Below are 13,566 nucleotides of genomic sequence, written 5' to 3'. Positions count from 1 at the left end.
AATACTTAAATCTATAGAATTAAAATAATCATAAATGTTATGACATTTTTTAGAGCAAATTTTTAAACTTTTTACGTCAATAAATTTCAGTATCAAACAATATATTGAAACCGTATTAAAAAAATAAAAATATAAAACATGAATAAATTAATTAAATTTTTAGCTTTGGTCGGACTTACTTCAGCAGTTTCCTATTTAGTCTTTGGTTTAAAAGGAAAATCGTCGGCCAATGATCATAATTCCCATAAGCAGTCACGCAATGGAAATCCTAAAACATCGCATTCCCAAAAGGGAACAAAAATTGAAAATGCCGATTATACAAATTCAAGAACCCAAAAAATGTACAAGGATTTGAGCATGACAGAAGAACAACAACGCCGTTATGAGCACGATTACCAAACCGTAATGGGAACATGGAAAAAAAATAATCCCAATTACGATATGTATGACCAAGAAAAAATAGAAGAGCACAATTCTTTGTTAAGTGCTGTACTTAACGAAGCACAATATTCGATGTATCGTGAATGGTTTAAAAACAATCCAGCTTAGATATTAGAATATTTTTCTGGTTAACTCTCACATAAATTTTAGAGGCAAAAAAATTTGTGGGATTTCAGTATTTATAATTTGACTTTCAAACCCTTTATGCATATCGTTGAAAATGTGAACTGATATATTTCAATATTCAACTTACTCCATTATTATTGTTTAGTCCTTACTTATTTTCAACTTAAAAATCTATTGATTGCCCTTTTTAGTTGTAACATAACCAAGCAGCTACTAAGAAATGGATTATTGAAATTGGCTTAATCGCAATTATTTATAACCCTCTCATTTTAAAATTGTTAATTTTTTTTTTGGGTTAATTTTCGAGTTTATAAGTCAAATATATAATATTACAAACTATTAATTTTAGGGTATTATTAAATTTAAAATCAAAAATTATGAATACTAAAGATCAAAACAGAGAAAATGATTCACAGAATCAAAATAAAGATTTTCAAAATCAAAAATTCGGAAATCAAACTGAAAATAATTGGAATCGTGTAAGAGACCAATACAGAGAAAAATATCCTAGCCTTTCAAATGAGGATACTCAATATCGAAATGGTAAATTTGATGACATGACCGATCGTATTGCAAATAAAACGAATCGCAGCCGTGATCAAGTTCAAGATGAAATCAAGAATTGGGATTATGATAAGTATGACGATGATAATCAAAACTACAGGAAACAACGCTATCAAAATAGCTAATCCTTTCCTTTTAAACCTCGCAATTAGCGAGGTTTTTTTTAATTATAAATTCTTGTTTGAGGCTCGCATTGATTAGCTGATAATTTTTTTCCTTCTAACAATCTGAGGAAGTAAAGTAAAAGTGAGCTACTTCTGTTAAAAACAGAACGTTCATTCAGTTAGGTAAGTATATTTTCGTATGTAATTGAATAATATTTGGATAATCTTCTGTAAGATTGGATTGAAAATAAAATGAACTAGAAAGATCATCAAATGCTATATGAATATTTCATGTTATTTTCTGAGATTATTTATAAATAGTCACGTTGAAAACCTAGGTTTCCAACGTGACTCAATAGAAATAAGCAATTTATACTTCTTAGTAAATAGGATATATCACATCTCCATAACTGGAAATGGTAGTATGGTGAGATTTGTTTTTTGGCTCAACAGAAATAATTATTTTACCTTTTTCAATATAATCTTTGTATTCTGTAGCAACGTCGTGGGATAGTCCCGCATTTGTCAATGCACCTATTATCGCTCCTCCAGTTGCTCCCGCTCCTGCACCTGCAAAACCAGCCGCTAAGGGTCCGGCGATGACCAGCCCAAGCCCGGGTATCAACAAACTTGTTCCTATGGCTGCAACCGCACCAGCAACCGCTCCAATCGCACCACCTATAAGACCTCCAGTGCCAGCACCCTTTAATGCAGCGTCACCTGTTTTTTCAATATGTGGGTTTGTGGCATAAAATTTATCCTTGGTTTCTTTTGACATAAGCACGGTAATGTTGTCGTTATTATATCCCAAATCGATCAAATCGTCGTAATATGCATTTGCTTGCTCCACGTTGTGGAAAACACGATCAATCCTATTTTCCGAAAATTTTGTAGTATTCATGTTCTTAAATTTTAGATTAGCATAGATAAAGTTATCATTAAAAAACAAAGAATATTTGCTTAAAAAGCTAATTTTTTAACGCTATTAATTTTTGAAATTTTTTTCTCGACCAGCAAATATCATTGTATTTAACCCGTTGGGTGTAATTAATGAAAATTAATTAGAATATTTTTTTTACTTCCAACTTTACAGCCAATTAGAATCTAAATGTCAGTCAGAGTTTGTCGAAGACCTCATAAAGTTTGCATTTCGACACGCTCAATGTGACAATTAAATATAAAATTGGCTTTAGAAATAATTATACCCAACGGGTTGTATTTAATACTTGGCAATATGCCATTATAAAATTTATAATGAAATATTAAATAATTCCGATTTCTTTAGAATGAGCAATAGCTTCGTTGCTTAATTTAAAATAACAGACCGCTACATTTAAACTTTTAATATTCTTTAAAGTTCCATCCAATGATAACTTGGGGTGCGAACGTGTTTGGCGTATATAGACAGCCTTAATGTTTTCGGGAAATATTTTACAGATACGCTCGTATATATAAGGGTCTTGCTGTGTATCATCACCAAGCAAAACGTATTGAAGGTGCGGGTAGAATGAAATGATTTCCTTTATTTTAGTAAACTTATGATCATGACTGCCTCTTCCTGTAAAAAGAAAATCAGAAATACCCGATTTTATTTTTTTTAACTTGATTACTGCTTTTGGGAGTTCGTGCAGGCGTGCAAAGGCATCAATAAATTCATATAAATTCCATTCACTGCTCGATACGTAAAAAAAAGAATTGGACGCTACCGCATTGGTCTGTCCGGCCATGCTCAATGCTTTATAGTGCTGCACAACATCTTCAAAAATCTTTCTACTGTTGAGGTTTCTCAACAAGAGAACGTATAGTTTCTTAAAAATACTGTCGCTATGCGAAATGAGAAACGTATCGTCAATATCTGATATAATACCCAATTTGCCCTCAAAAGGTTTTAGCAGTTCATCGTAATTAACAATCCCAAATTTGGAAACGGCGCATGTCACCGTATAGGGATGCCAGCCACTTTCCAAAGGCTCTGAAAACGGAATGGTAAATCTGAAAAAACCGTCTTCCAATGTTTTGGTGGTAATTGTAGTATTTTTAAAATGTAAGGTCACTTCAATATTTGGATATGTCTTAATTCGGAACATGTGGACAATGGCCACGGCATGCCTAATGCCTTTGCCATCTAAACGATATTTGTCTGGTGCCCAAGATTTAAAAACGTGTCCAGAAACAATAAGTTCTTTATTGTTGACGTAACCTCTATATAATTTTAAATCTAATTTTGCCAAATTGTAAGGAAATTTATCTTTATAGTTTCTAAAATACTTAAATTTATGGGATTTTAAAAATGTTATGGAATCGAAAAACAAACTTTTGTTGGTGGCGAACCCAATCTCTGGAAATTCAGGGAACGAAACCTTATTGAAACAACTTGAATTGGAAGTGGCGCATCGTAATCTGGTACTTTTAAAATATGAAACAACTGGAAATGAAAGTGATGATAAGAAAAATATTCTAAAATATGTGATAACGCACCACATCCGCCATATTTTGGTGATGGGCGGCGATGGCACCATAAAATTCGTTGCGGAAACCATCTATAATCAAGACATTTCCATTGGTATCCTTCCAGCAGGTTCAGCAAATGGGTTGGCATCCAACCTTAAACTGACGGATGACGTTGAAACCCAAATTCAAATTGCATTGGGTGCCCATTCTATAGCGATGGATTTGCTTTCCATAAACGGCCATATCTGTTTACATATTGCAGATGTTGGCATCAACGCGGAATTGATTGAAAATTTCGAGAACTCTCCTTTAAGAGGAAAACTGGGCTATGCACTTCAAACTATTCCAACCTTGATAACATCAGAATATCCTTATCATTTTAAAATTCAAACCAATAACGAAACCTTGGAAAAAGAAGGTATTTTAATAGCCATTGCCAATGCTAAACAATTTGGAACTGGGGCAATGATAAATCCGCATGGAAAACTCGACGACGGTGTATTTGAAGTGGTCATTTTCAAAAAACTGGATGTCGTTGATATTTTTAAAACCCTGAACCAGAATTCGGAAATGGATAGTGATTTTATGGAATTCCGTTCAACCACGAAGGCTGTCATAACTTCTAAAAAATCAATTTCACTTCAGATAGATGGGGAATTTATCGGGAAAACTACAAAAATTGAAGCCTCAATATTACAGCGGAAACTAAAAATCATGGTACCAAAAGATTTTTGATAATAGGTTTTAAAAAGGAATAAATTACTACAATTTAACGACAAATTGTTTGCATGTTATAATTAAAAATGCTATTAAAAATTTCGTTCCTTATGAACAATAGGTTTTAAATGTGACAAAAACTCAGGATAACCCATTGACTCCGCTTCTGATACGATCTCAGAGTGTACTTTTAAAGGATTTCCTTTAGTCTTTAGCATAAAAAAGCGGTGTGAAACCGCTTGATTACTGAATTTTATACCTTGTAGCGAGAGGGGGCACAATCCCCCGACCTCCGGGTTATTAATTGAGAGCGTTTTATCTCTATAAGATTTTATTATACAATAAATGTAGACGAAAGTACGCATTGGTCGTTTTAATTCTAGCTTTTAGCATTAAGTAATCAAATGAAATACTTCAGCTAATAATAATCCGCAAGCATAAGCACCGTAAGTGCCTACTGCGTATCCTAAAACAGCTAGTAGAACACCAACTGGGGCTAAAAATGGACTGAATGCTGCCGCCACAATTGGTGCTGAGGCTGCTCCACCTATATTAGCTTGACTACCAACAGCAACATAAAAGAAAGGAGCTTTAATGATTTTGGCTACGATAATCATTACAATAATATGTATAGTAATCCAAATGATACCAACGAAGAAAAGCAACGGATTGTCAAATATGGCTCCAAGATTCATATGAGTTCCTATAGTGGCGACAAGGATGTATAAAAATACGGTGCCTACTTTTGATGCGCCATAACTTTCTATTTTTCGAACTTTAGTAAATGATAAAGCGACGCCAAGCGTTGTAGTTATAATTACCAACCAAAAAAATTCATTTGTGAACGAATATTTTTCTAATTCAGGATAATTGTTTTTAAAAAAAGGAGCTAGAATGTCAGCTAAAAAGTGGCCAATACCAGTAATACCAAAGGCAACCATCAATATTATCATAAGATTGTTGGTGTCAAGTGGTTTTCTTTTTCCTGCCTGTTCTTCTTCTAGCTGGTTCTCTAGTGCTGTAATTTGACTATTATCAGCTTTTAACCATTTATCTATTTTGTCTTTTTTTTGTGCTCCATAAAGTAAAAATCCCATCCATAAATTAGCAACGAGCACGTCGACGGCAATCATTTGTGCAAACATACTTTTGCTGGCGCCAAAAACTTCCAACATGGCCGTTTGGTTTGCTCCGCCGCCAATCCAACTACCGGCTATTGTAGATAAACCTTTCCAAACCTCTTCCCCGTTAGAAAATGCGACCTCAGGAAAAAAACTGCCCACCATATATAGAGCTAATGGACCACCAACTATAATTCCTAGTGTTCCAGCTAAAAACATGATTATGGCTTTTTTGCCCAATTTTTTTAGTGCAACAAAATTAATACACAACGTAAGGAGTACTAAACTTGCAGGTAATAAATAACGAGAGGCAATGGCATATAATTTAGAAGTTTCACCAGATATAATATTGAACGTATTGAAAATAGCCGGAATAAAATAACATAATAATACCGAAGGTATGATACTGTAAAATTTCTTAAAGAAAGGTTTCTCACTTGATGAAGTGAAGAAAATTAAACCTAGAATTATCATTAGTATTCCTAATACAACAGCATCGTTGGTTATTAAGGCGGCTGGTTTTTGAATCATAATTAGTTTTAAAATTTAGAATTAATGGAAAGGTAAAAAAGTGCGTGTAATTATCAAGGGAATAAAGGAATATTATTGAAGTACAATTGTAATCATATTTTATCTTTCTTTTCTAAAAAGTTTACTTTGTTACTCGTTTCATTAAAAGTCTGCATTAACTTATATATGGTGGGTTTTTGCGTCTGAAAACGGGTCAAAATATCATTAGAAATATTAGCCCTTCTAAAAGGGACTATTTTTACATACTTTTGAATTTCTCCGACATTTTTTTCATATTTATAGTTGTACGGGAATCGTCCTTCAGCGTCAATTTTATTATTGGTATTGTGTTTATTAGCTACATTAATATAAAACTCACTTTTCTTTATATTTCCATCTGGATTAAATAGTGATTTTTGATTTAGATACTCATACAATTCTTTGGCTGTGTTTAATGGATAGGGGGGGGCAATGTGAGCCACCTTCAGCGGAAAAAAGTGATTATAGCAATAATTATTGTAGCTTAGGCTGAAAATGAGTTTTTAAGTGGCTCAAAAATTTCTGTTTTAAGTGGTTCGCTTAAATCGTTTTTTTTGCAAACTTTGGTAGCTAATGGAGAAATCTTATCACCAGAAGAGAAAAAATGACAAAATATTTTTTTACTATAAATATTAACTAAAAATTAGTTGTTAATTTGGAGGAATGAAAGGCATAAAATCATCATTCCTCTTTTTTTGTTTATTAGTGAGTACCACTATTTTTGGATTGTATACTGTGAACGCTCAAAAAACGATAGACAGTTTAAGTTATTATCACAAATTAAGTGAAGATACATCTCAAAATTATGAACAAAACTTTATAAATGCCAGTAAGTTACTTGATCTTGCAATCAAAAAAAATAACACTTATTATATATTAAACGGGTTAGACAGAAAAAGCTATCTGTTCTCAGCAATGGGAGATTATAATAGTGCTATATCTACTGCAAAAATCCTTTTAAAGAAAAGCGAAAAAACCAAAGACACTTCTAAACTTGTAACGGCCTATAGAAAATTAGCAGACTACAGCAGATTAAGTGATAGCTTATTGAATGCCTACACATACTACCAAGAACATAAATCACTAAATGTTGCATTGAAGGATTCCTTAGGAATTTTAAGGGATTTAAGGTTTATGTCCAGTATTCAATATAATCTAGGTCTGGTACATGAAAGTGAGGGAACAGCCGTAGAGGCTATTACAATTGTAGATGCATTAAAACAAAATGAAGAAACGCTGCAATCAAAAATTGGGTTATACAATCATTTAGGTATTGTATATAACGAATTGGGTAATTATAACGCTGCCATAGATTTGTATGATAAATTATTGAAATTAACTACAAATTCGAGTTACCTTAACATCATCCATAATAACAAAGCAAATACTTTTAAAGAGCAAAAAAACTTCAAGCCCGCATTAAAGGAGTTCCAAATAGTTTATGATAACAGTCTAAAAATTCAGGATACTTTACAAATGGCAAGATCATTAAGTAACCTAGGTTTTGTAAAAGGAAAATTAAATAATGCTGAAGCTTTAACAGATATGCGCAATGCATTGTCATTTAGAAAGCAAAAGAATGATATACACGGGTTATTTTCAAGTTACATGGCAATGTCGGAATACTACAAAGACAGAAATGACATGAAAAAGGTAAAATATTATGCGCAACAAGCATATAATATAAGTCAACAAACCAAAAATCCGTTGGAACGTTTAGAGGCTCTTTCTTTTTTAGTTGAAACAGAAGGCAGTAGAAAAATAATTGAGTATAAATTGCTATCCGATAGCATTTCAAATGCTAAACAAATCAATGAAAATAAGTATGCTTTTGTGAAGTATAATTATTTTCAGAAAGAAAAAGAAGCACGGGATATTGAGCTAAAATTTAAAGAAAGTGAGTTAAAAGCAGAAAAAGAAAAGTTGAATAAAACCATTTACAAATCAATAGTTGTAATAGGTGTTTTGTTCACAGTTTTCCTGTATTTTATTATTAAATCAATACATAAAAAAGATAAGATTCAAGAAGTTTATAATACAGAAACTCGAATATCAAAAAAAGTACATGATGAAGTGGCTAATGATATTTATCATATTATGACCAAACTTCAAAGTAAAGATAATTCTAAAGACAAAATTTTAGACGATTTAGAGCATGTTTATCTTAAAACCAGAGATATTTCAAAAGAAAATAACATTATTGATGTTCATGAAAATTACAGCGAACTTTTAAAAGATTTACTTTTTAGCTACAAGAACGACTCTATAAACGTCATCACAAAAAATAAGTCAAATGTCAATTGGGATAATTTATCAGACTTAAAAAAGATAACACTTTTTAGAGTTTTACAAGAATTGATGACGAACATGCGAAAGCATAGCAAAGCATCGTTAGTCGCTTTAAATTTTAATCAGTCTGGAAATAAAATAACCATAGATTATAAAGATAATGGCGTTGGTTGCGACCTTGTAAAGCACAATGGTTTGCATAATACGGAAAACCGTATGGCAACAATAAATGGAAGGATTACTTTTGAATCAAAACCTGAGAATGGTTTTAAAGTTCAAATAATAATTTAAAACATGTTTACTAAAGTTTTAATTTCCGAAGACATGCAAGACATCAATAAAGGGGTTTATACATCCCTTTGTGAATTAGGTGTTAAAGAAATTCAGCAAGTACAATATTGCGACGATGCTTATTTAAGGATTAAAAAAGCTATTTTAGATGATGCTCCGTTTCAGTTGTTGATTTCAGATTTATCTTTTAAATCCGATTATAGGGAACAACGATTTCCATCAGGAGAATCTTTAATAAAAACCTTAAAAGAAGAATACCCAAGCCTAAAAATAATTGTTTATTCGGTTGAAGATCGCCTTCAAAAAGTAAGAACGTTAATTTCCGATTATCAAATTGATGCCTATGTATGCAAGAGCAGAAATGGGTTAATAGAATTAGGAAAAGCCATTAAAAGTGTGCTAAGTGATGCTACTTATTTATCGCCAGAAGTATCACAAGCGTTTAATACAAATCAAGATTTAGAAATAGACGACTACGATATTCAACTATTAGAACACCTTTCTAACGGATTGTCGCAGGAGGAAATAAGTGCCTACTTCAAAACCAAAAACATGTCTCCTAGTAGTTTAAGTTCTATCGAAAAACGATTGAATAAATTGCGGATTGTATTTAAAGCCAATAACGCCATCCACTTGGTGGCAACAGCAAAAGATTTAGGGCTTATTTAATATTTTCAGCAATTACGGATTTCCGTAAAAGAACATGCTTGATAAGCAATATGTTTGTAACGCTATTAATACCTAATGCTATTATCGGCACAGAGGGATAAGTGAAAAGCACGTTTGGTTGAACGTGCTTTTTTTATGTCTAACTACGGAATACCTTAGTGAAAAGTTTTGTTATCACTGGATGGGACGGATAATGAGAACTATTAAAATTGGATAATTTGAACCAAATTATTTGCGGCTTTTAAACTAATACACTACTATGAATTATTGACAATTTAACAATGCTCACTTTTATCCGCTGTAGGTGGTATACTATGCTCTTTTTTTTGCACTTAGCACATTTTCCTGCTTTCCGCAAAAAACTCCATTTCGAAAAAAGAGCTTTATTAACAAAGATTTTGGACACAATCTCCACTTTTGATTTTTCATTCTGGTTACCCTTTCCGCCCCGAAACTTCGGGGCTGGAAAGGAACTCTCCATTCCCAGTAAAAAGCGTGAATCAAGTCCGCAAAAAAACAGAAATTAATTTTCATTCTGTTCCTCTTCCTATTTTTTTTATTGACTTATTAATATAAATTCCGTAATTTAATACCTTAAAACATTGGTGTATGGAACAATTTGAAGGTAAAAACATATTAAACTTTGTAAAAGAACTACCAAATGATGATGTTTGTAAAGCCTATTTGACCAAATACAAATGGCAAGATGGGTTTACATGTTCAAAATGTCAAAGTCATAAAGGCTGCATGAAAAAAGATCATAAATACCATTGTTATAACTGTCATCATGTTGAAAGTGCTACTGCAAACACTTTATTCCATAAGGTTAAATTTGGGCTTCAAAAAGCATTTTGTATTGTTTTTGAAATGACCACAAGTAGCAAAAGTCTATCGAGCGTTCAGTTGTCAGAGCGTTATGGGGTAAGCCAAACATCCACCTGGTTTTTTATGCAAAAAGTACGCAAAGCCATGGAAAGCAGTAAAAAATATCCTTTAGAAGATTTAGTGCATGTAGATGAATTTACCGTAGGCGGAAAAGAAGAAGGGAAACAAGGAAGAAGTTATGATTCTAAAAAGAAAAAAGCGATAATAGCCGTAGAACTCACAAACAAACATCAGGTAAAACGCGTGTACATAAAGTCCATTGATGATTATTCCTGTAAATCCTTAACACCTATTTTTGAGGAACATATTGCTACTTCAGCTAAAGTATTTACAGATAAATGGCGTGGCTATGAACCATTAAAAGACACCTATGATATCACACAAATTAAAAGTGATAATGGTAAAAACTTTAAGAAGCTTCACATTATCGTCCACCAAGTAAGGTCTTGGATAAGAACCATCCCAACTCACGTGAGTAAAGATCATATCCAAAAATATTTTGATGAGTTTTCATATCGAATCAATAGATCCCAATCAAAGAAAACGATTTGGCACAGTACAATTATGAAAATGGTAAATCATAAACCCATTACTAATAAACAAATAGTATGTAAACTAAATTAATAAGTCAATTAATTTATTTCTAGATTAACCTTTCAAACCAAGTAAGCCACTATAATCCTCAGGCAATTCTGCGTCAATATCCCTTAGATAGGTTTTAAGAGCTTTCAAAGTTGAATGTCCCGTAATGAGCATCAGTTTATCACATGTTTCTGAATATGAAAACTCTTCTCGAAATTTTCGAAAAAGCAGGGTAATAAATGTGTGCCTGAAGGAATAAACGGTGTATTCACTTCCCAATTGAAGGGTCTCACCTTGTTCTATAAGATATTTGTTGTATTTCTCTTTTAAATTTTTAAACCGTTTTGTGAAATAATCCCTGCGAAAGTTTTCTTTAATAGGCCAGGGACCAATACCATTCGGTGTAAACAGAAAATGATCTTGAACCGAAAAATCAAATTCCGCAATTTCATTAAAGATTATATCAGGTATAATTTTAGTTTTGGCAGGTTTGTTCTTTGCTTTAAAATATAATAGCTTTTGGTCTAAATTGACATCCCTTAATTTTAAGCGACAAACCTCAATGGGTAGCAAAACATTATAGGAGACAAATTTTATGAACAACAATAACAATGGATCGTTCTCCTTCATGTAGGCGAACAGGCCTTCCAATACATCCAATGCGTAGGTTTGGTGCCTTACAGAATTTGTTTCTAACACTTTTATATTGGCTATAAAGTTCCTTGGAATCATATCATTGTCCTCCAGTACGCCGAAAAGAGCGATCAGAACTGCTCGGGTGTTATTACGGTTACGTGCACTTGTTGCTTTAAGGATTCCATTAAGGTAACTATTGACAATCTGTTTGGTTATTTCCAACACATTTCTTTCTAGCAGTCCTTTGTTCTTGAGATAAGCCTTGAACTGGTTCAACCTGCTGCGATAATCTGATATTGACGTATCGCTCAAATTCTCTGCTTTTAATGAATATACATAGTCTAATGCAGCTTCTGCAGTATAATCCGTGGATTCATATTTGAACTCATTTTTGTAAGGGGAAAAACCTTTTTTCAGCATTTCATGGAGGACATCCTTTATGATTCCTAAATGGAATAGCCGTTTCTCCCTAGTTTTATAATTACGGTTAACCTTTAAGGTAATGGGTGTTTGTCGCACTAATAGGGGGTGCCCATGTTTACCTTTCGAGGTAGGATGTGCATAAGAATAATAAATATACCACCGTTTGGAAATGTCAAAATGCTTTCCTCCATGGTATATCTTTGGTTCTGTAAATTTTTTCTCCACGCCGTGTTCCACACAAAAAGTTGTGGAGTAGTTAAAAAAAGAAGAACTTTGCATTTTTAAATTATTGATATTTTGACTACACCCATAGATATTTCTAAATTATTATTACCAGAAGTCCTTGTTGATTATTTTAAACTAACTAAACATGAGATTAAGCACGGAGCACTTCATTTCTATTTCACAGAATTAAATAATATTCCAGAAGAATTTAAAGCGCTTAAATTAAGTTCTAAGGGCTTCTTTGCTGAAGCTACTGTTCAAGATTTCCCTATACGTGGCAAGAATGTTTTTCTACATATTATAAGGAGACGTTGGTTTAATGAAGCTTCCAAGGAAATAGTAACCAGAGATTGGCAATTAGTAGCAAAAGGCACTAGAATTACAAGTGAATTTGCTACTTTTTTAAAAGATATCAGTTACTAATAATGCTTCCAGCACAAGTGTTGTCGCTAACTTTTATGGGGTAAATCCCAGGAATTTACAAAGACAGTATAAAGATTATTTGAGTGATTTTAATAACTGGGACCAAAAGTCACATGCTAAAGACTGGTTATTATTTCCAGAGAATATTGGAGCATATATTTCAATTGACGAAACCGCCTTTTCCAATGGTGATTTATATACCATACTAACCAATAAAAAGGCTAAAGGCAAAAAAGGAGCTTTAGTGCTAATGGTTAAAGGAACTAAAGCAGAAACTGTTACTAAAATACTACACAAAATTCCATTAAAACAAAGAAAAAAGGTTAAAGAAGTAACCTTAGACATGGCAGGTAACATGGGATTAATTGTTAAAAAATCATTCCCAAGCGCAACATTGGTTATAGACCGTTTCCACGTTCAAAAATTATCATTAGATGCATTGCAAGAAATAAGAATTAAACATCGTTGGGACGCTATAGATGCCGAAAATGATGCCATGGAAAACGCGAAAAAGGACTCGTTAAATTATAAACCTGAACTTCTGCCAAATGGTGATACCCTAAGGCAACTATTAGCAAGAAGCCGATTTTTACTCTATAAATCAGCAAATAAATGGACTCAACATCAATCGGATAGAGCTAAAATACTTTTTGAAAGATACCCAGATATAGAAAAAGCATACAAATTATGTCAAAACTTATCTTGGATATATAACCAAACAAAAGATAAAACCAAAGCACTAATAAGACTCGCTAAATGGGATGAAAAAGTAAGACAAGCTGGGTTTAAAAGTTTCAATACTATTGCAAGAACTATCTCTTTGCACTATTAAAATATACTCAACTATTTTGACAATAGAAGCACAAACGCATCGGCTGAATCTTTTAATGCCAAAATAAAAGCCTTTAGAGCCCAGCTCAGAGGCGTAAGAAATATTGAATTCTTCCTTTTTAGACTTACAAATATTTATGCCTAATTATAAAATCCCACAACTTTTGGTCTTGATCCCTTGATCCCTTGATCCTTCGTATGCGGTACTGTATGCGGTATGCAATATATCAAAAAAATAA

12 protein-coding genes and 1 pseudogene are annotated in these 13,566 nt (G+C 32.8%); 8 read left to right on the top strand and 5 right to left on the bottom strand.

Annotated elements, in window-relative coordinates:
• Positions 1-138 precede the first annotated feature (138 nt).
• Together EV196_RS05580 and EV196_RS05575 are read left to right on the top strand one after the other, a co-directional pair.
• Positions 139-549 carry a hypothetical protein gene (locus EV196_RS05580; RefSeq protein WP_132215890.1) on the top strand — a complete coding sequence of 137 codons (411 nt, stop codon included), beginning with the start codon at positions 139-141 and terminating at the stop codon, positions 547-549.
• Positions 550-944: 395 nt separating this feature from the next.
• Positions 945-1,256, top strand: a complete 312-nt coding sequence (locus tag EV196_RS05575; protein ID WP_132215888.1) for a hypothetical protein — start codon at positions 945-947, stop codon at positions 1,254-1,256.
• Between the two features lie 358 nt (positions 1,257-1,614).
• Here EV196_RS05575 and EV196_RS05570 read toward each other — a convergent pair whose 3' ends face one another.
• Together EV196_RS05570 and EV196_RS05565 are read right to left on the bottom strand one after the other, a co-directional pair.
• A complete protein-coding gene (locus EV196_RS05570; RefSeq protein WP_132215885.1) occupies positions 1,615-2,085 on the bottom strand; it encodes a hypothetical protein in 471 nt (156 codons plus the stop codon).
• Positions 2,086-2,497: 412 nt separating this feature from the next.
• Positions 2,498-3,466: an App1 family protein gene (locus EV196_RS05565; protein ID WP_132215882.1), complete on the bottom strand. Its 969-nt coding sequence runs from the start codon at positions 3,464-3,466 to the stop codon at positions 2,498-2,500.
• A 64-nt stretch (positions 3,467-3,530) separates the two neighbouring features.
• Here EV196_RS05565 and EV196_RS05560 point away from each other — a divergent pair, with 64 nt between their 5' ends.
• A complete protein-coding gene (locus EV196_RS05560; RefSeq protein ID WP_132215879.1) occupies positions 3,531-4,421 on the top strand; it encodes a diacylglycerol/lipid kinase family protein in 891 nt (296 codons plus the stop codon).
• Between the two features lie 374 nt (positions 4,422-4,795).
• Here EV196_RS05560 and EV196_RS05555 read toward each other — a convergent pair whose 3' ends face one another.
• The gene (locus EV196_RS05555) at positions 4,796-6,055 is read right to left on the bottom strand and encodes a DUF819 family protein (RefSeq protein WP_207902812.1); all 1,260 of its coding nucleotides are present in this window, start codon (positions 6,053-6,055) and stop codon (positions 4,796-4,798) included.
• Between the two features lie 92 nt (positions 6,056-6,147).
• Complete coding sequence (locus EV196_RS05550) at positions 6,148-6,516, bottom strand: hypothetical protein (protein WP_132215876.1); 369 nt, start codon at positions 6,514-6,516, stop codon at positions 6,148-6,150.
• 220 nt (positions 6,517-6,736) lie between these two features.
• On the opposite strand from EV196_RS05550, the gene EV196_RS05545 reads away from it, so the two are divergent.
• The 3 genes from EV196_RS05545 (at position 6,737) to EV196_RS05535 (ending at position 10,831) form a co-directional block, all read left to right on the top strand.
• Positions 6,737-8,653 carry an ATP-binding protein gene (locus EV196_RS05545; RefSeq protein WP_132215873.1) on the top strand — a complete coding sequence of 639 codons (1,917 nt, stop codon included), beginning with the start codon at positions 6,737-6,739 and terminating at the stop codon, positions 8,651-8,653.
• 3 nt (positions 8,654-8,656) lie between these two features.
• Positions 8,657-9,322 (top strand): response regulator transcription factor, encoded by a 666-nt coding sequence (locus tag EV196_RS05540; RefSeq protein WP_132215870.1) that lies wholly within the window; start codon positions 8,657-8,659, stop codon positions 9,320-9,322.
• A 609-nt stretch (positions 9,323-9,931) separates the two neighbouring features.
• Complete coding sequence (locus EV196_RS05535; RefSeq protein ID WP_132215867.1) at positions 9,932-10,831, top strand: IS1595 family transposase; 900 nt, start codon at positions 9,932-9,934, stop codon at positions 10,829-10,831.
• A gap of 24 nt (positions 10,832-10,855) precedes the next feature.
• Here EV196_RS05535 and EV196_RS05530 read toward each other — a convergent pair whose 3' ends face one another.
• Entirely contained in the window at positions 10,856-12,127 is a 1,272-nt protein-coding gene (locus tag EV196_RS05530; protein ID WP_132215865.1) for a tyrosine-type recombinase/integrase, read from the bottom strand.
• Between the two features lie 18 nt (positions 12,128-12,145).
• Between EV196_RS05530 and EV196_RS05525 the strand changes: the two genes are divergently transcribed.
• Entirely contained in the window at positions 12,146-12,496 is a 351-nt protein-coding gene (locus EV196_RS05525; RefSeq protein WP_132215862.1) for an ISAon1 family transposase N-terminal region protein, read from the top strand.
• Positions 12,483-13,472, top strand: a pseudogene (locus EV196_RS05520) (ISAon1 family transposase). Before EV196_RS05525 ends, EV196_RS05520 begins: the two are co-directional and overlap by 14 nt.
• The last annotated feature ends 94 nt before the right edge of the window (positions 13,473-13,566 follow it).

It is taken from the genome of Mariniflexile fucanivorans (assembly GCF_004341235.1).
GTDB classification, from domain to species: domain Bacteria; phylum Bacteroidota; class Bacteroidia; order Flavobacteriales; family Flavobacteriaceae; genus Mariniflexile; species Mariniflexile fucanivorans.
Note: the sequence above shows the minus strand (reverse complement) of the source record. Positions and strands in the feature narration are given on the sequence as shown.

Bases quoted from the DNA above. Each gene is read 5' to 3' on its own strand.
- EV196_RS05580 (WP_132215890.1), top strand. From the start codon at position 139: ATGAATAAATTAATTAAATTTTTAGCTTTGGTCGGACTTACTTCAGCA.
- EV196_RS05575 (WP_132215888.1), top strand. From the start codon at position 945: ATGAATACTAAAGATCAAAACAGAGAAAATGATTCACAGAATCAAAAT.
- EV196_RS05560 (WP_132215879.1), top strand. From the start codon at position 3,531: ATGGAATCGAAAAACAAACTTTTGTTGGTGGCGAACCCAATCTCTGGA.
- EV196_RS05555 (WP_207902812.1), bottom strand. From the start codon at position 6,055: ATGATTCAAAAACCAGCCGCCTTAATAACCAACGATGCTGTTGTATTA.
- EV196_RS05545 (WP_132215873.1), top strand. From the start codon at position 6,737: ATGAAAGGCATAAAATCATCATTCCTCTTTTTTTGTTTATTAGTGAGT.
- EV196_RS05540 (WP_132215870.1), top strand. From the start codon at position 8,657: ATGTTTACTAAAGTTTTAATTTCCGAAGACATGCAAGACATCAATAAA.
- EV196_RS05535 (WP_132215867.1), top strand. From the start codon at position 9,932: ATGGAACAATTTGAAGGTAAAAACATATTAAACTTTGTAAAAGAACTA.
- EV196_RS05530 (WP_132215865.1), bottom strand. From the start codon at position 12,127: ATGCAAAGTTCTTCTTTTTTTAACTACTCCACAACTTTTTGTGTGGAA.